The sequence below is a fragment of the Enterococcus sp. VV15 genome (assembly GCF_005236045.1).
Classification (GTDB): domain Bacteria; phylum Bacillota; class Bacilli; order Lactobacillales; family Enterococcaceae; genus Enterococcus_B; species Enterococcus_B durans.
In genome coordinates this window covers 18,757-37,586 of the sequence record NZ_QPTY01000011.1, presented here as the reverse complement: position 1 = coordinate 37,586, position 18,830 = coordinate 18,757, and the positions used below count along the sequence as shown (strand labels likewise).

The 18,830-nt window shown below is 38.5% G+C and carries 13 protein-coding genes and 1 other annotated feature; of the genes, 12 read left to right on the top strand and 1 reads right to left on the bottom strand.

The window, feature by feature from the left end; genetic code table 11:
• Nucleotides 1-40: 40 nt before the first annotated feature.
• From argF to argS, 3 genes are all read left to right on the top strand, one after another.
• On the top strand, nucleotides 41-1,060 hold the full coding sequence (gene argF, locus DVW83_RS05830) for an ornithine carbamoyltransferase (protein WP_104661471.1): 1,020 nt from the start codon (nucleotides 41-43) through the stop codon (nucleotides 1,058-1,060).
• Nucleotides 1,061-1,177: 117 nt separating this feature from the next.
• Entirely contained in the window at nucleotides 1,178-2,128 is a 951-nt protein-coding gene (arcC, locus tag DVW83_RS05825; RefSeq protein WP_104661470.1) for a carbamate kinase, read from the top strand.
• 157 nt (nucleotides 2,129-2,285) lie between these two features.
• Nucleotides 2,286-2,486 (top strand) — a binding site (T-box leader).
• 70 nt (nucleotides 2,487-2,556) lie between these two features.
• On the top strand, nucleotides 2,557-4,248 hold the full coding sequence (gene argS / locus DVW83_RS05820) for an arginine--tRNA ligase (protein WP_104661469.1): 1,692 nt from the start codon (nucleotides 2,557-2,559) through the stop codon (nucleotides 4,246-4,248).
• A gap of 351 nt (nucleotides 4,249-4,599) precedes the next feature.
• Here argS and DVW83_RS05815 read toward each other — a convergent pair whose 3' ends face one another.
• Nucleotides 4,600-5,079 carry an arginine repressor gene (locus DVW83_RS05815; RefSeq protein WP_104661468.1) on the bottom strand — a complete coding sequence of 160 codons (480 nt, stop codon included), beginning with the start codon at nucleotides 5,077-5,079 and terminating at the stop codon, nucleotides 4,600-4,602.
• 392 nt (nucleotides 5,080-5,471) lie between these two features.
• Between DVW83_RS05815 and rpsB the strand changes: the two genes are divergently transcribed.
• The 9 genes from rpsB to DVW83_RS05770 all read left to right on the top strand — a co-directional run bounded on the left by rpsB (nucleotide 5,472) and on the right by DVW83_RS05770 (nucleotide 18,738).
• On the top strand, nucleotides 5,472-6,254 hold the full coding sequence (gene rpsB / locus DVW83_RS05810) for a 30S ribosomal protein S2 (RefSeq protein ID WP_005875940.1): 783 nt from the start codon (nucleotides 5,472-5,474) through the stop codon (nucleotides 6,252-6,254).
• 97 nt (nucleotides 6,255-6,351) lie between these two features.
• A complete protein-coding gene (gene tsf, locus DVW83_RS05805; protein ID WP_104661467.1) occupies nucleotides 6,352-7,233 on the top strand; it encodes a translation elongation factor Ts in 882 nt (293 codons plus the stop codon).
• A 221-nt stretch (nucleotides 7,234-7,454) separates the two neighbouring features.
• Nucleotides 7,455-8,177, top strand: a complete 723-nt coding sequence (gene pyrH / locus DVW83_RS05800) for a UMP kinase (protein WP_005875937.1) — start codon at nucleotides 7,455-7,457, stop codon at nucleotides 8,175-8,177.
• Between the two features lie 2 nt (nucleotides 8,178-8,179).
• Nucleotides 8,180-8,737: a ribosome recycling factor gene (gene frr, locus DVW83_RS05795; RefSeq protein ID WP_005875935.1), complete on the top strand. Its 558-nt coding sequence runs from the start codon at nucleotides 8,180-8,182 to the stop codon at nucleotides 8,735-8,737.
• Between the two features lie 343 nt (nucleotides 8,738-9,080).
• Nucleotides 9,081-9,890 (top strand): isoprenyl transferase, encoded by an 810-nt coding sequence (locus tag DVW83_RS05790; RefSeq protein WP_104661466.1) that lies wholly within the window; start codon nucleotides 9,081-9,083, stop codon nucleotides 9,888-9,890.
• Nucleotides 9,887-10,687 (top strand): phosphatidate cytidylyltransferase, encoded by an 801-nt coding sequence (locus DVW83_RS05785; protein WP_104661465.1) that lies wholly within the window; start codon nucleotides 9,887-9,889, stop codon nucleotides 10,685-10,687. The genes DVW83_RS05790 and DVW83_RS05785 overlap by 4 nt, the downstream gene beginning before the upstream one ends.
• Nucleotides 10,688-10,933: 246 nt before the next feature.
• Nucleotides 10,934-12,202 (top strand): RIP metalloprotease RseP, encoded by a 1,269-nt coding sequence (gene rseP / locus DVW83_RS05780; protein ID WP_104661464.1) that lies wholly within the window; start codon nucleotides 10,934-10,936, stop codon nucleotides 12,200-12,202.
• Between the two features lie 67 nt (nucleotides 12,203-12,269).
• On the top strand, nucleotides 12,270-13,973 hold the full coding sequence (locus DVW83_RS05775) for a proline--tRNA ligase (RefSeq protein ID WP_104661463.1): 1,704 nt from the start codon (nucleotides 12,270-12,272) through the stop codon (nucleotides 13,971-13,973).
• Between the two features lie 412 nt (nucleotides 13,974-14,385).
• Complete coding sequence (locus tag DVW83_RS05770) at nucleotides 14,386-18,738, top strand: PolC-type DNA polymerase III (protein WP_104660867.1); 4,353 nt, start codon at nucleotides 14,386-14,388, stop codon at nucleotides 18,736-18,738.
• Nucleotides 18,739-18,830 lie beyond the last annotated feature (92 nt).

Sequence of the window (18,830 nt, the reverse complement as noted above, 5' to 3'; positions counted from 1 at the left end):
TTAAAAACTAAATAAAACAACCTAAAGGAGAATGTTAGTTATGAAAGAATCAGTATTTCAAGGAAGAAGTTTATTAGCAGAAAAAGATTTTACAAAAGAAGAATTACAGTATTTGATCGATTTTTCTGAACACTTAAAAGATTTGAAAAAACGCGGGATTCCTCATCACTACTTAGAAGGGAAAAATATTGCTCTTCTATTCGAAAAAACGTCTACTCGTACACGTTCAGCATTTACTACTGCAGCAATCGATCTAGGTGCACATCCTGAATATCTTGGAGCAAACGACATCCAATTAGGCAAAAAAGAATCAACTGAAGATACTGCCAAAGTATTAGGTCGAATGTTTGACGGTATTGAATTCCGTGGTTTTAGCCAAAAAATGGTTGAAGAACTTGCTGAATTCTCAGGCGTACCTGTATGGAATGGTTTAACAGATGAATGGCACCCAACGCAAATGATAGCTGACTTCTTGACTATCCAAGAAAACTTTGGAACTGTTGAAGGTATTACAGTGGCTTACTGTGGAGACGGCCGTAACAACATGGCTAATTCATTACTTGTAACTGGTGCTATTTTAGGAACAAATATGCGTATTGTCGCACCTAAAGAATTACAACCAGAAGAAGAAATCGTGAAGATGGCAGAAGGATTCGCTGCTAAATCTGGTGCAAAATTAATGATCACTGATGACGTCGACAAAGGTGTGGACGGAGCAGATGTCCTTTACTCAGATGTTTGGGTATCAATGGGTGAAGAAGATAAATTTGAAGAAAGAATCAAATTATTGAAACCTTATCAAATCAACATGGAAATGGTTGAAAAAACACATAACACAGACCGTTTGATTTTCTTACACTGCTTACCAGCATTCCACGATACAAACACAGTTTATGGTGAACAAATGAAAGAACGTTTTGGTATTACAGAAATGGAAGTAACGGACGAAGTATTCCGCAGTAAATATGCTCGCCAATTTGATCAAGCAGAAAATCGTATGCATTCGATCAAAGCAATCATGGCAGCGACACTTGGAAACTTGTTCATCCCTCGTGTCTAACGTTTAACCACATTCATCTCATCGATAAAACGAGTCAGCTTTCCTCATTGTAGCAAATTGCTGGCTTGTTTTGTCATCGAAAAAATTCAGAATTATCTGAAGAAAGGAAGACGAAATATGGCCAATCGTAAAGTAGTTGTCGCATTAGGAGGCAACGCAATTTTATCTACTGATGCTAGCGCAAAAGCACAACAAGATGCACTGAAGGAAACAGCAAAATATTTAGTGAAATTCATTGAACAAGGAGATGAACTGATCATCTCACATGGGAACGGACCTCAAGTTGGGAATTTATTGATCCAACAACAAGCTGCCGATTCAGAAAAAACTCCAGCAATGCCTTTAGATACCTGTGTCGCAATGACGGAAGGTTCTATCGGCTATTGGTTGCAAAATGCTATGGGTGAAGTTCTCAAAGAAAAAAATATCGATAAGGATGTTGTTTCTTTAGTCACTCAAGTAATCGTTGATGAAAATGACCCATCCTTCAAAAATCCAACGAAGCCTGTTGGACCATTCTTCACCGAAGAAGAAGCAAAAGGCCAAATGGAATCAGACTCAGCTGCTACCTTTAAAGAAGATGCAGGCCGTGGATGGAGAAAAGTCGTTGCTTCCCCTAAACCAATCTCAATCAAAGAAGCTCGAGTTATCAAAGCACTGGTTGAACAAGGTGTCATCACTGTTTCTGTTGGTGGCGGAGGTATCCCAGTGGTAGAAACAGCCACTGGTCTTGAAGGAAGAGAAGCAGTCATCGATAAAGATTTTGCCTCTGAAAAGTTAGCGGAGATCATTGATGCAGATCTATTGATTGTTTTGACAGGTGTCGATAATGTCTATGTAAATTATCAAAAACCAGATCAAAAGAAACTGGAAACTGTTACAGTATCAGAAATGAAAGAATATATTGATGAAAATCAATTTGCACCAGGAAGTATGTTGCCTAAAGTTGAAGCAGCCATTGCATTTGTTGAAGCGAAACCAGATGGGAAGGCTATCATTACTTCACTAGAGAACATTGAAAATCTTCTAGCATCTGAAGAAGGAACGATCATTGTAGCAGACAAATGAACTGCGTAAGAGCAATTGAGACTCCTTAGAACATTTACCTTGCTAAAAAATGTCCAGTCGGAATTTATTCTCCTTTAGGCCTTCTGGACATTTTTTTATAAGAAATCCTAGCCATTAATTTTTTTATCTGTTATAATTCATGTTAAGTTTAATAAGTTACAGTTTGCTGAACAAGAGAGTAATTGTATAGATCTGATCAAAGCGAGTTTGGAACTGGTGGAAGCCAAACGAAGAAAATACAATGAAGCGCACTTGGAGAACTCTGTCTGAGACAGACGGTCATCTGCCGTTAACAGATAAAGTGGGTCCTAAAGAATAGGACAATTGGAGTGGTACCGCGGGATAACTCGTCTCTAGTAATTATACATGTATAATTACTAGAGATTTTTTTGTTTTTAGCAAACCAAGTATCAATAGGAGGAAGTCAAATGAATAATAAAGATGTGGTTGCAAAAGCAGTTTATGATATCGTTAAAGAAGATTTAACACTCGAAGAAGTAGAGAAACTATTGGAAAATCCAAAATCTGCGGATCATGGAGATGTGGCATTTCCAGCTTTTTCATTAGCAAAAATCTATCGAAAGGCACCACAGCAAATCGCGGCAGATTTAGCCGAAAAAATAGATTCAACTAATTTTGAAAAAATCGAAGTTGTGGGCCCATATTTGAATTTCTTTATGAACAAAGCAGTGATCAGTAAAGATGTTTTAGCTTCTGTCGTAAAAGAAAAAGAACATTACGGAGACAGTACGATCGGCAATAATGGAAGTGTTCCGATCGACATGTCTTCACCAAATATCGCAAAACCAATTTCTATGGGACATTTGCGTTCTACTGTTATCGGGAATTCCATTGGATTTATTATGGAAAAATTAGGGTATCAACCAATCCGTATCAATCATCTAGGTGACTGGGGCACACAGTTTGGCAAATTGATCGTTGCCTATAAAAAATGGGGATCAGAAGAAGCAGTAAAATCTGAACCAATCAATGAATTATTACGTTTGTATGTCCAATTCCATGAAGTAGCAGAAACAGAACCAGAATTGAATGACGAAGCGCGTTCTTGGTTCAAACGTTTAGAAGAAGGTGACAAAGAAGCAATCGAACTATGGCAATGGTTCCGCGATGAGTCAATGAAAGAGTTCAACAAAATCTATGACCTGTTAGAAGTTCGCTTTGATTCATTGAATGGAGAAGCGTTCTACAATGATAAGATGGATGAAATCGTTGAACTTTTAGAAGAAAAACATTTATTGAACGAAGATAAAGGTGCGGAAATCGTTGACCTTTCAGAATACGATTTGAATCCAGCACTAATCAAAAAATCAGATGGTGCAACGCTATACATCACTCGTGATTTGGCAGCTGCTCTTTATCGTAAACGTACGTATGATTTCAAGCAATCTCTATATGTTGTTGGGAATGAACAAAGTTACCATTTCAAACAATTAAAAGCTGTCTTGAAAGAATTAGGATTTGACTGGTCAGATGATATGCATCATATTCCATTTGGGTTGATCACTCAAGGTGGTAAGAAATTATCAACGCGTAAAGGAAAGATCGTTTTATTGGAAGAAGTGCTTAATGAAGCAATTCAATCAGCAAAAGAACAAATCAGTGAGAAAAATCCAGATTTAGAAAATAAAGATGTTGTAGCTAAACAAGTTGGGGTAGGCGCGGTTATTTTCCATGATTTAAAAAATGATCGTTTGAATACCTTTGACTTCAATCTAGAAGAAGTTGTTCGTTTTGAAGGTGAAACTGGTCCATATGTACAATATACACATGCTCGTGCCATCAGCTTGATGGAAAAAGCAGGATTTAAACCATCAGAAGAACACACATATGCATTAGATGATGAAAACAGCTGGGAAGTAGTGAAGCTGATCCAAAAATATCCAGAAACAGTACTATCAGCTGGTGAAAAATATGAACCTTCAATCATTGCAAAACATGCAATCAAATTAGCACAAGCCTTCAATAAATATTACGCACATACAAAAATCTTGGTGGAGGATGATCAAAAAGAATCTCGTTTAGCTCTTGTGTATGCCGTATCAGTGCTGTTGAAAGAAGATTTACGCTTACTTGGTCTACATGCGCCAGATAAAATGTAAAAAGGCACGATTCCATCAGAAAGTACCAAAACTCATCAGAAGAACAGATGAGTGAATCGAATGTTTTTGTTTGGAATAGCCCAAAAAAGCCGTCCATCACGACCCTCTATTTTGTGATGGACGGCTCTTTTTGAATGAGGTAAACAAGGGGAGAACGGACATCCTAAATACAGGATCATTGTCAAACGATGTTGGTAATATGAAATCATAGAATGATTTGGACAGAGATTTAGACAAAAGTCGGTTAAGTTTGAGACATTGGAGAGAAAAGAGCGTGGGACAAAAGTAAGAAACACTTCTGTTCCACGCCTCAAAAAGTATAGAGTCTAAATACAATAAGCCCTTACCAAACTAAAAAATAGATGCATCTTTTGGATGATGTAAAAAGTCTTCAACTAATTGTGCATCCGCTTCGTTTTGAGAAATGATGATCGTAGTATCGAACCCGGCAATTGTACTAACGATGTGAGGTGGTTTGATTTCATCCAACACAGCAGCGAAAAGGGGTGCGTTGTCCGGTAAAGTATGAACGATTGTCAAAAAGTGGACACGTTCCACTTTTAAAACAATATCTTCGATCATTTGGATCAGCCGTTTTTCATCCTCGTTTTTTGCTTCTAATCCTTCTTTTCCCTGAAAGAACACAAAGCGTGAAATGCCATTCTCGTCAGGGGCTTTGACGATTTTTAAATCACGGATATCGCGAGAAATCGTTGCTTGAGTAGCATTAACACCGTAGTCACTCAATTTTGTTAACAATTCTTCTTGTGTACGGATCGTAAATTCATCGATCACCTGTTTAATCAATAAATGTCGCTCAGCTTTACGCATATTCTTTCTCCTTTACGAAAGATTTCACATGTATCATATCAAAAAACAAAAGAATTTCCCAATAATAATTTGTTTTATGAGATAACTCTAGTAAATAAGGCTCCTTTTATGGTTGCGCTATCATTTTGAAACAGGAAGATTAAAAGTTATGAATAAAGAATGAGATTTTTCTTGATATTTAACAGTATATCAGGTAAAATATTGAATGTTGAGCAGAAAATCCTTATTAAGTATTGCGGAGCAAGTCAGTTGCTTGTATAATACTTGAGGATGTTGAACTGCATCAATAAATCCACATTCTTGTTGGATCGTTGATAGGTGCTTGCAAAAGTTTGTCAGCGAGGTAGAAGACAAGAAGAGGGAAAATAAAACCAAATCGGAGGAAACAAAAAATGGCAGTAATTTCAATGAAACAATTACTAGAAGCTGGCGTGCACTTTGGTCACCAAACACGTCGCTGGAACCCAAAAATGAAGAAATATATCTTCACAGAAAGAAACGGAATCTACATCATCGACTTACAAAAAACAGTTAAGTTAGTAGATGCAGCTTACGACTACATGAAAAACGTTGCAGAAGAAGGCGGCGTAGCTTTATTTGTAGGTACTAAAAAACAAGCACAAGAAGCAATCAAAGATGAAGCAACACGTGCTGGACAATACTACGTTAACCATCGTTGGTTAGGTGGAACATTGACTAACTGGGATACAATCCAAAAACGTATCAGCCGTTTGAAACAAATCAATGCAATGGAAGAAGACGGAACTTTTGAAGTTCTACCTAAAAAAGAAGTTGCTGGTTTGAACAAACAACGTGAACGTCTTGAAAAATTCTTAGGCGGTATCGCTGATATGCCAAGAATCCCAGATGTAATGTACATCGTTGACCCTCGTAAAGAACGTATCGCTGTTCAAGAAGCGCATAAATTAAATATCCCTATCGTAGCTATGGTTGATACAAACTGCGATCCAGATGAAATCGACGTAGTTATCCCTTCAAATGACGATGCAATCCGTGCCGTTAAATTGATCACTTCAAAAATGGCTGATGCATTCATCGAAGGAAATCAAGGTGAAGATCAAGTAGTTGAAGAAGATTTTGTAGCAGAAAACACTGCAACATCAATCGAAGAAATCGTTGACGTTGTTGAAGGCGACAACTCTTCAGCAGAATAATTCTTAAATGATGGAGCTGTTTCAAAGGCTAGGCGACAAGCCTCACTCTCCTTTGAAACAGCTTTTTTTAAAAAGAAAATACAGGAGGAAACAAAAAATGGCAGATGTAACAGCTAAAATGGTAAAAGAACTACGCGAAATGACAGGCGTAGGTATGATGGATGCGAAAAGAGCATTAGTTGAAGTAGAAGGCGACATGGAAAAAGCAGTTGATCTTTTACGTGAAAAAGGAATGGCTAAAGCAGCGAAGAAAAATGACCGTATCGCAGCAGAAGGCTTAGCTTCAGTAGCAGTGAAAGGTAACACTGCTGCAATCGTTGAAGTAAACTCAGAAACTGACTTTGTTTCTAAAAATGAAATGTTCCAAGATTTAGTAAAAGAAATCGCTGAACTTGTTGCAGAAAACAAACCTGCAGACATGGATGCAGCTATGAAAATCAAAACAGAAAAAGGAACAATCGAATCTGATTTGATCGAAGCAACGCAAGTTATCGGTGAAAAAATCAGCTTCCGTCGTTTCGAAATTGTTGAAAAAGATGACAATGCAGCATTCGGTGGCTACTTACACATGGGCGGACGTATCGCTGTATTAACTGTTTTGGAAGGTACAACTGACGAAACTGTTGCCAGAGATGTAGCAATGCACGTAGCAGCTATCAACCCTCGTTACGTAAACGAAACTCAAATCCCAGAAGAAGAATTAGAACATGAAAAAACTGTTCTTACTGAACAAGCACTTAACGAAGGCAAACCTGCAAAAATCGTTGAAAAAATGGTTGAAGGCCGCTTGAAGAAATTCAAAGCAGAAATCGCATTGGTTGACCAACCTTTCGTTAAAGATCCTGATATGACTGTTGAAAAATATGTTGCATCTAAAGGTGCTACTGTGAAAACATTCGTACGTTTCGAAGTCGGCGAAGGTATCGAAAAACGCGAAGACAACTTTGTAGAAGAAGTAATGAGTCAAGTGAAAAAATAATTCGCAAGAGTTATTTAGCGTCTGTTCTCTAAACATCAAAGCTTTTCAAGAATCGTTTTTGCAAGCTGATGTTTAGAAACAACGCTTAGCTGAAATTTAACAAGGAGCAGCGACGTATGTCACAGCTCTTTTTTTTAGGCATAGAAAGAAAATGCTCGACTTTAGTGGCTAAATTATCTGGATATGGTAAAATAGCAATAGAAAATATTGGAGGAATGAACATGGTCACACCGAAATATCAGCGTGTAGTCTTAAAATTAAGTGGAGAAGCTTTAGCTGGAGATGAAGGGTTTGGTATTAAACCGCCAGTCATCAAAGAAATTATCCAAGAAATCAAAGAGGTGCACGAACTAGGTGTTGAAATGGCAATCGTTGTTGGTGGCGGTAATATTTGGCGCGGACAAATCGGTGCTCAAATGGGGATGGAACGTGCTCAAGCAGATTACATGGGTATGCTGGCAACGGTGATGAATGCCTTAGCATTACAAGACACGTTAGAAAATGTTGGTGTACCAACGCGTGTACAAACTTCAATCGAAATGCGCCAGATCGCGGAACCTTATATCCGCAGAAAAGCAGAACGTCATTTAGAAAAGGGACGGATCGTCATTTTTGCAGGTGGTACAGGGAATCCTTACTTTTCAACAGATACTACAGCAGCACTACGAGCAGCTGAAATTGGAGCTGACGTTATTTTAATGGCTAAAAACAATGTTGACGGTGTTTATTCAGCTGATCCAAAAGTGGATGCCAATGCAGTTAAATTTGAAGAATTGACTCATCTAGAAGTTATCTCAAAAGGATTGCAAGTGATGGATTCAACTGCCAGCTCATTGAGCATGGACAATGATATTCCGCTACTTGTCTTCAATTTGAATGAACATGGAAATATCCGACGCGCTATCTTAGGCGAAAATATCGGAACTACAGTTAGGGGGAAATAAAAATGGCAGATGCAATTATGACAGAAGCAAAAGAAAAAATGCATAAAGCAGCACAAAATCTACAACGTGAATTAGGACAGATCCGTGCAGGACGTGCCAATGCAAGCTTATTGGACCGTATCACTGTAAATTATTACGGAGTACCTACACCACTAAACCAAATGGCTTCTATCCAAATTCCAGAAGCACGCATTTTGATGATCACACCATTTGATAAAAGTATTCTTCAAGATGTAGAAAAAGCAATTATGACAAGTGATATCGGTATCAGCCCAACAAATGATGGGAATGTGATCCGTTTAGTGATTCCACAATTAACAGAAGAACGTCGTAAAGAATTAGCGAAAGACGTAAAAAAAGAAGCAGAAAATGCAAAAATCGCTGTACGTAATATTCGTCGTGACGCAATTGATGAATATAAAAAACAACAAAAAAATGGAGACATCACAGAAGATGATCTACGTGGTCTAGAAAAAGAAGTACAGACCTTGACTGACAATAGTATCAAAGAGGTAGATAAAATCGCTGCTGAAAAAGAAAAAGAACTATTAGAAGTTTAAGCGTTATTTAAAAATCAATCGATGTTTTTTAACTAAGAATCTCTTGATCAGTGTATCGATCAGAGAGTAGAAAAAGCTGGTTCATCTCGCCAATAGTGAAAGCTGTTAACGAGAGGAACCGGTTTTCTTTTTGAAGTTCTGGCACTACTCAATAGGAAGTGTAAAAAAGAGAAGCTTTGATAAGAGAAGTGGCTTCTTTACTTTACTAATAGCAATCAAAAGTTAAAAAAATGAAAAATCTTAGTGAAAAAAAGAAAAAAAAACGCTAGACCGTAGGAAATGACTATATATATTGCTATAATGGCAGAGATAGTGGTAATTTTTTAGCATAGGAGGAAAAAGAATGTTACGTTTTTTTCCGCAAAAAAACAAATATATTCAAGAAAAAAGTGAGCTTCGTTTCAATAGTGATGGCCCAATTCCACAACACATAGCAATCATTATGGATGGCAATGGGCGATGGGCACAAAACCGACGATTGCCTCGTGTGGCTGGACATAAAGAAGGTATGGAAACAGTAAAAAAGGTAACGAAACAAGCTTCCAGATTAGGCGTCAAAGTATTGACTCTTTATGCGTTCTCCACAGAAAATTGGAAAAGACCCAAGGATGAAGTAAGCTTTTTGATGCAACTTCCCGTTGACTTCTTTGACACATTTGTACCGGAACTGATCAAGGAAAATGTGAAGGTCCATGTGATGGGGTATGAAGGTCTATTACCTGAACATACACAGGATGCAGTGAAACGTGCGATCGAACAAACAAAAGACAATACAGGGATGGTACTCAACTTTGCTTTGAACTACGGAAGTAGAGCGGAAATCGTGACGGCTGTCAAAGCAATTGCTACTGAAGTCAAAAATGAAGAAAAATCAATTGAAGAGATCGATGATACACTGATTTCTGAACATCTCATGACGAGTTTTTTACCAACTGAACTTCGAGATCCTGAACTTGTCATTCGGACAAGCGGAGAAGAAAGAATCAGCAACTTTTTACTTTGGCAACTTGCCTATAGTGAATTGTACTTTACCAAAGCATTATGGCCTGATTTTGATGGAGCACATCTAGAAGAGGCGATTGCTTCATTTCAAAATAGAGATCGTCGTTTTGGTGGTGTGAAAAACAAGGAGAAAGAAGGAGATCAGTCATGAGACAACGAGTGATCACTGCTGTCGTAGCATTGGCGTTATTTATCCCGATTCTTTGGCTAGGGGGGGTGGCTGTTGAATTAGTAGCAGCTCTATTAGCTGTTATCGGAGTATATGAGTTGTTTAGGATGAAAGGATTGACATTATTAAGTTTTGAAGGAATATTAGCAGCGATTGGCGCAGTTGTTTTAGTATTACCTAAAGAACGTTGGTTTTTCTTTTTATCAGAAGGTACGGATACATTTATGTTGTTTTATCTGATTGTGATGATCTTATTAGGCACCGCAGTCATTTCCAAAAATACGTATACGATAGATGAAGCTGGCTTTCCAGTAATTGTGAGTTTATATGTTGGGATGGGCTTCCAGAATTTTGTCAATGCGCGGACAGAAGGACTACCTGTTTTGCTGTTTGGTCTGTTCATTGTTTGGGCAACCGACATCGGTGCCTATATGGTCGGACGAAAATATGGAAAGCATAAATTAAGTCCAGATGTCTCACCAAACAAAACCATTGAAGGCGCATTAGGCGGTATTGGGAGTGCTTTAGTAGTTGCTATTCTGTACTTTTTACTCTATCCGTCGACTGAATTGTTTGGGCATGGACTATTTGTCATGTTGTTGTTAACGATCCTGTTATCGATTGTTGGTCAGTTTGGTGATCTAGTCGAATCATCGATCAAACGACACTATGATGTAAAAGATTCTGGCAATATTTTACCGGGGCATGGGGGAATCTTAGATCGATTCGACAGTCTGTTGTTCGTCTTTCCGATCATGCATTTATTTGGATTAATTTAATAAGAGGATATGGGTCTTTGCTTTAGTTTTAGATACAAATCGTTTTTAGAAACCTAGTTACTGTAGATGATGTGATTAGTTGATAAGAGCGAAGTGGTTATTTTAATAAACTAAAAGCAAAGGCTAATTTTTTCTCTATAACTCACTGATACTATTGGTGAACAGCTGATAATATGGTAAAATTAAAGTGTTTTATTTATCAAAAGTTTCAATGTTAAAGAAAAAGCGTGTAAAGGAGAATGCAAAATGAAAACAATTATCACATTTATTATTGTCTTCGGTATTTTGGTCATTGTACATGAGTTTGGACATTTCTTCTTTGCGAAACGATCAGGAATTCTCGTTCGTGAGTTTGCTATTGGAATGGGTCCGAAAATCTATGGACACCAAGCAAAGGACGGAACTACCTATACATTGCGTTTATTGCCGATCGGCGGTTATGTGAGAATGGCAGGAAACGGAGACGATGAAACAGAAATGGCCCCTGGAATGCCGTTATCTCTTTTGTTAAATTCTGATGGTATCGTGGAGAAAATCAATGTAAGCAAAAAAGTGCAACTGCCCAATGGGATTCCATTAGAACTGATCGCATACGATCTTGAAGATGACTTAACGATTACAGGTTATGTGAATGGAGATGAAACACAGGAAGTCACCTATCACGTCGAACACGATGCTTCCATCATTGAAGCGGACGGTACAGAGATCCGAATTGCGCCTAGAGATGTTCAATTCCAGTCAGCGAAATTATGGCAACGGATGCTGACTAATTTCGCTGGGCCGATGAATAATTTTATTTTAGCGATCCTGTTGTTCATTATCCTTGCGTTCATGCAAGGTGGCGTGCAAGTAACGGATACCAACCAAATTGGAAAAGTCTTACCGAATGGCGCAGCCGCAGCCGCTGGGTTGAAAGAAAATGATGAAATAGTATCGATTGATGGCAAGTCTGTTCATTCATGGAATGATTTGACGTCAGAGATCACCGAAAATCCTGGAAAAAAATTAGATGTTGAAGTAAGACGTGACGGCAAAACACAGCAGCTTGACGTAACACCGAAAGCAGTTGAAGCCAATGGGAAAGAAGTCGGTCAACTAGGGATTCAAGCACCAATGAAGACGGGCTTTTTGGATAAAATAGTTGGTGGAGCCCATCGAGCATTCAGTAGTTCAATGGAGATATTCAAAGCGTTAGGCTCATTGTTCACAGGCTTTAGCTTAGATAAATTAGGTGGACCAGTGATGATGTTCCAGCTTTCTTCTGAAGCTGCTAATCAAGGTGTGATGACTGTCATTAGCTTGATGGCCCTGCTTTCCATGAATCTAGGAATCGTTAATTTACTGCCGATTCCTGCATTAGATGGTGGGAAAATCGTCTTGAACATATTTGAAGGTGTGAGAGGAAAACCTCTCAGTCAAGAAAAAGAAGGCTTTATCACTTTGGCAGGATTTGGGTTATTGATGCTATTGATGGTATTGGTCACTTGGAATGATATTCAACGATTCTTTTTCTAAAAAAGTTGACAAATAGGGTATAATTACAAACGATAGATTATTATTGAGGAATAGAGGAGTATATAGAATGAGACAATCAAAAATGTTGATTCCTACGTTAAGAGAGGTTCCTAATGATGCAGAAGTATTAAGTCATCAAATTTTATTGAGAGCTGGATACATTCGTCAAGTATCTGCAGGAATCTACTCTTATTTACCACTAGCAAATCGTGTGTTAGAAAAACTAAAAGCAATCATGCGAGAAGAATTTGAAAAGATCGGCGCAGTTGAAATGTTGATGCCGGCGATTTTACCAGCAGAATTGTGGGAAGAATCTGGTCGTTATGAAACATATGGCCCAAACTTGTATCGTCTGAATGATCGTAATGATCGTAAAATGATCTTAGGCCCAACACATGAAGAAACATTTACTGATTTGATTCGTAATGAAATCAATTCATATAAAAAATTACCATTGAATCTTTATCAGATCCAAACAAAATACCGAGATGAAAAGCGTCCTCGTTTCGGTTTATTACGTGGTCGGGAATTCATCATGAAAGATGCTTACTCATTCCATGCTTCTGAAGAAAGTCTAGATGAAGCGTACAAAGACTACGAAAAAGCTTATACTGAAATCTTTAAACGCTGTGGACTTGAATTCCGAGCAATCATCGGTGACGGTGGCGCAATGGGCGGGAAAGATTCAAAAGAGTTCATGGCAATATCAGAAATCGGTGAAGATACGATCTGTTATTCAACTGAAAGTGATTATGCAGCAAACTTAGAAATGGCTACGAGCTATTATGTTTCTAAAAAATCACATGAAACGCAACTTGAACTGGAAAAGAAAGCTACACCTGATGTTAAAGCAATTGAAGAAGTAGCAGCTTTCTTTGAGACAGAACCACAAAAAATTATCAAATCTGTTTTGTTCATGGCGGATGAAGAACCTGTACTTGTGCTAGTTCGTGGAGATCATGAAGTGAATGATGTCAAATTGAAGAACTTCTTAGGCGTTGACTTCTTAGAAGAAGCAACAGAAGAAGATGCAACGAAATTTTTAGGTACTGATTTTGGTTCTGTTGGTCCAGTGGGCGTATCAGAAGATGTGAAGATCTATGCTGACCGACATGTTCAAGACCTTGCAAATGCCATTACTGGTGCTAATGAAACAGGTTATCATTATATCAATGTCAATCCAGAAAGAGATTTTACAGTCCTTTCATATGAAGATCTGCGTTTTGTGCAAGAAGGTGACCCATCCCCAGACAATAATGGTGTGTTGGCCTTTACTCGCGGAATCGAGATCGGACACATCTTCAAGTTAGGCACGCGCTACAGTGAGTCAATGGGAGCAACTGTTTTAGATGAGAATGGTCGTGAAAAATTTGTGATCATGGGTTGCTATGGAATCGGCGTCAGTCGTTTACTTTCTGCAATCGTTGAACAAAATTCTGATGAAAATGGCATCAATTGGCCAAAAGGGATTGCACCATTCGATCTGCATGTCGTTCAAATGAATCTGAAAGACGAAAATCAAACAAACTTGACAAATGAAGTGGAGCAAGCGATGACAAAAGCAGGCTACCAAGTATTGGTCGATGACCGCAACGAACGTGCAGGTGTGAAATTCGCAGATTCCGATTTGATCGGTTGTCCAATCAGAATCACGATCGGTAAAAAAGCAGTTGATGGGATCGTAGAAGTGAAAATCAAGAAAACAGGTGAAATGGTTGAAGTCCGTAAGGAAGAATTAGCCAATACCCTACCAATCTTATTAAATCAATAAATGATAAACGAAGCGATTGAGATAAAAGTCGTTTAGGTTTGAGAAATTGGAGAAAAAACGAACAATACGTTTTTTGTATTGCTCGTTTTTTTTTTGAAATTTCCGAAAAAACTGACTTTTAGACGTCGTTTATTCAAGAGTCTGTAGCAAAACTTATTTTTAGATTTGTCCCACATTCTCTAAATCCGAGTAAACGGCAGAACAGAAGTAGTTTCTTAGAAGAAGTCAAAATTCTCAAAAATTTGAAAAAGCAGTTTTCATGGATTTTTTCTTGTTCTTTTAGGCACCCCACTTTTGTCACCCTTATTTTTTAATGTAAAATCAATAAAAAACGAGTATACTAGAAAGTACTGAAAAAAGAAGAGAACAAAAAAACTTTTTAATTGTTTCTCATCAGAAAGGGCGTATGGTTTTGTCAGAAAAACGAGAGTTATTTGAAAAGCTACTGGAACAGATCCAACTGGAAGAAGCGGATAAACAGCATCCTCTGATTTCTTCTGGCGAAGTGGAACGAGTAGTCGTTCATCGTAAATCACGCTTATGGGAATTTACGCTACACTTTTCTCAAATTTTACCGATCATGCTTTATCGTTCGTTAGTGCAACATGTGACATTGGCCTTTCATGATATTGCACAAGTGAAACTAAATATAAAGGCAGAAAATCAACAATTTGACGAACAGTTGTTACAAGATTATTGGGCACAAGCATTGGAAAGCCAACAATGTGATACACCTCTTGCACAACAAGTCTTAAAAACACAAGTTCCAATACTAAAGGAACATAAAATCATCTTGCCTGTCGATAGTACTGGCGCACTCAGCTATTTGAAGCAACAATATTTACCATTAGTAGAGTCTTTATTTGTCAGCTACGGATTTCCTAAATTTGGGATCGAGCCAGAAGTAGACGAGCAACAAGCAGAACGTGTGTTAAAACTGTTTGAAGAACGGAAACAAGAACAAGCAGAAGCCTTTATGAAGCAAGCGGCAGAAAGCTTGATCGTCCATGAACAAAAGAAAAAAGAAAAGAAAGAGCAGTTGCCTGCTTTAGACGGACCAATCCAATTGGGACGAAATATTCCTACGGATGAACCAACTACACCGATGGTAAATATTGTAGAAGAAGAGCGTCGTGTGACATTAGAAGGGTATGTATTTGATAAAGAAGTACGTGAGCTTCGCTCAAAACGAAAAATCTTAACCTTAAAAATCACTGATTATACGTCGTCCTTCATCGTCAAAAAATTTTCAAACAATGAAAAAGATGAACAAATATTTGAAGCAATCAGCACAGGTAGTTGGTTGAAAGTCAGAGGGAGTATCCAAGAAGATACCTTTGTTCGTGACTTAGTGATGAATGCACAGGATATCGTAGAAGTGAAACATGCTCCACGAAAAGATTATGCGCCAGAAGGTGAAAAACGAGTAGAGTTACATGTCCATAGTAAAATGAGTACGATGGACGCAACAAATAACATTGCGGATATCGTGGCTCAAGCAGGGAAATGGGGCCATCGTGCTATTGCCATCACGGATCATGGTGGCGCACAGGCATTTCCTGAAGCACATAGCGCAGGGAAAAAAGCTGGCGTGAAAATTTTGTATGGGGTAGAAGCAAATGTTGTGGATGATGGCGTGCCGATCGCCTACAATGATGTGCATGAATCCTTAAGTGAAGGAACCTATGTAGTATTTGACGTGGAAACAACGGGGCTATCCGCTGTTTACGATACGATCATCGAACTAGCTGCGGTTAAGATGTATAAAGGAAATGTAATTGCTAGTTTTGATGAATTCATCGATCCAGGCCATCCACTTTCACGAACAACTGTTGATTTGACGGGGATTACCGATGAAATGGTTCGTGGTTCAAAATCGGAAGAAGAAGTTTTACGACTGTTTCTTGAATTCTCAAAAGATACTATTCTTGTAGCGCATAATGCGGCGTTCGATATGGGATTTTTAAATACAAGCTATGCAAAATATGGAATACCAGAAGCACCTAATCCCGTAATCGATACGTTAGAATTAGCTCGCTATCTCTATCCTCAATTCAAACGTTTCGGGTTGGGTGTACTGTCTAAGAAATTTGGTGTCAGTCTGGAACAACATCACCGGGCGATTTATGATGCAGAAGCTACTGGTCATCTTGCATGGATCTTTATCAAAGAAGCGATGGAAAAACATGACATGTTTTTCCACGACCAACTGAATGCACATATCGGGGAAGGAGACTCCTATAAACGAGCAAGACCTTTCCATGCAACATTGCTTGCTAAAAACCAAGATGGGTTAAAGGATTTGTTCAAACTGATCTCGATGTCTAACGTGGAATATTTTGAACGTGTCCCGCGAATCCCACGGTCACAATTAAACAAATTACGTGACAACCTATTGATTGGCTCCGCCTGTGATAAAGGCGAAATCTTTGAAGCGATGATGCAAAAAGGAGTCGAAGAGGCAAGAAATCGTGCGAAGTTTTATGATTATATCGAAGTGATGCCAAAAGCAGTCTATGCACCTTTGCTAGAACAAGAATTAGTAAAAAATGAACGTGATCTAGAGGAAATTATTCAAAACTTAGTTGAAATAGGAAAGTCATTAGACAAAATAGTGGTGGCAACAGGGAATGTCCATTACTTAAATGAAGAAGATGCGATTTATCGTAAAATATTGATCAATTCAATGGGAGGAGCCAATCCATTGAACCGTCACAGTCTACCTGATGTCCATTTTCGAACAACTGATGAGATGTTGACAGCTTTTAACTTCTTAGGTGAGTCTCTTGCAAAAGAGATCGTTGTAGAAAATACAAATAAAATCGCAGATAGCTGTGAAGAAGTCATTCCTGTGAAAGATGAACTTTACACACCGAAAATCCCTGGTTCTGAAGAAGAAATCTCTGAATTGAGTTATACCAAAGCCAAACAACTGTATGGTGATCCTTTACCAGAGATCATTCAAAAACGTTTGGAAAAGGAATTGAATTCGATTAACGGGAATGGATTCTCCGTTATCTATCTGATTGCTCAAAAACTCGTACACAAAAGTAATGAAGATGGCTATTTAGTTGGTTCTCGTGGATCGGTAGGCTCAAGTTTCGTTGCGACGATGACTGGGATCACCGAAGTTAATCCTTTAGCTCCTCACTATTATTGTCCAGAATGTCAGTATTCTGAATTCTATGAGGATGGGACATATGGTTCTGGGTTCGATATGCCTGAGAAAAAATGTCCAAAATGTGGTGCTCGATTGAACAAAGATGGACATGATATTCCTTTTGAAACGTTCTTAGGATTTCATGGTGATAAAGTACCCGATATCGATTTGAACTTTTCGGGAGACTATCAAGCAGAAGCCCATAATTATACGAAAGTATTATTTGGAGAAGAATATGTTTATCGTGCTGGAACAATTGGTACGGTGGCAGATAAAACGGCTTATGGCTTTGTTAAGGGCTACGAAAGAGACCATAATCTGCAATTTCGAAGTGCAGAAGTCGATCGCTTAGCCAAAGGAGCTACTGGAGTTAAACGAACGACTGGTCAGCATCCAGGGGGGATCATCGTTATTCCTGATTACATGGATGTTTATGATTTCACCCCCATCCAATTTCCAGCAGATGATCAAAATTCAGAATGGAAAACGACCCACTTTGATTTCCACTCGATCCATGATAATGTATTGAAACTTGATATTCTTGGACATGATGACCCGACTGTTATTCGGATGCTCCAAGATCTATCTGGGATCGATCCACAAACGATCCCTACAGATGATCCAGAAGTGATGCGGATATTTGCCGGGCCGGAAGTCTTGAACGTGACGCAAGAACAAATCAACTCTAAAACAGGTACACTAGGGATCCCCGAATTCGGGACTCGTTTTGTTCGTGGGATGTTGGAAGAAACCCATCCAACTACTTTCGCTGAATTACTGCAAATCTCTGGACTCTCTCATGGGACAGACGTTTGGCTTGGAAATGCGGAAGAATTGATCAAACGTGGGGATGCGACACTAGCGGAAGTAATTGGTTGTCGGGATGACATCATGGTCTATCTGATCCATGCCGGATTAGACAGTGGGATGGCATTTAAAATCATGGAAACAGTGCGTAAGGGACTGTGGAACAAAATCCCAGATGAACTTCGTGAGACATATTTAAATGCGATGAAAGAAAATAATGTACCAGATTGGTATATCGATTCTTGTTCAAAAATCAAGTACATGTTCCCGAAAGCCCATGCGGCTGCATATGTACTGATGGCATTACGTGTAGCATATTTTAAAGTATATTTCCCTATCCTGTATTATTGTGCTTACTTCTCTGTTCGTGCCGATGATTTTGATCTTGTTTCTATGTGCAAAGGAAAAGATGCAGTCAAACAAGCCATGAAAGAGATCACAGACAAAGGAATGGATGCCTCTGTGAAAGAAAAAAATCAATTGACAGTACTTGAATTGGTAAATGAAATGTTAGAACGCGGCTTTAAATTCGGGATGATCGATTTGTATAAATCAGATGCGGTCAATTTTGTAATCGAAGGAGATACATTGATTGCGCCATTTCGTGCCGTACCAAGTTTAGGTACCAACGTGGCAAAACAGATTGTCGAGGCAAGGAAAGATGGTCCGTTCTTATCAAAAGAAGATTTGGCTACAAGAGGAAAAGTATCCAAGACTTTGATTGAATATATGAATGATAATGGCGTATTAAAAGACCTTCCTGACGAAAATCAATTGTCGCTTTTTGATATGTTATAGTAGGCAACAGTGAGCTTGCTTGTCATTTCAGAGAAATTATGGTATAGTTATTTATAGGTAATGATACTAACTGTGAGTGAGCGGATTTTTCG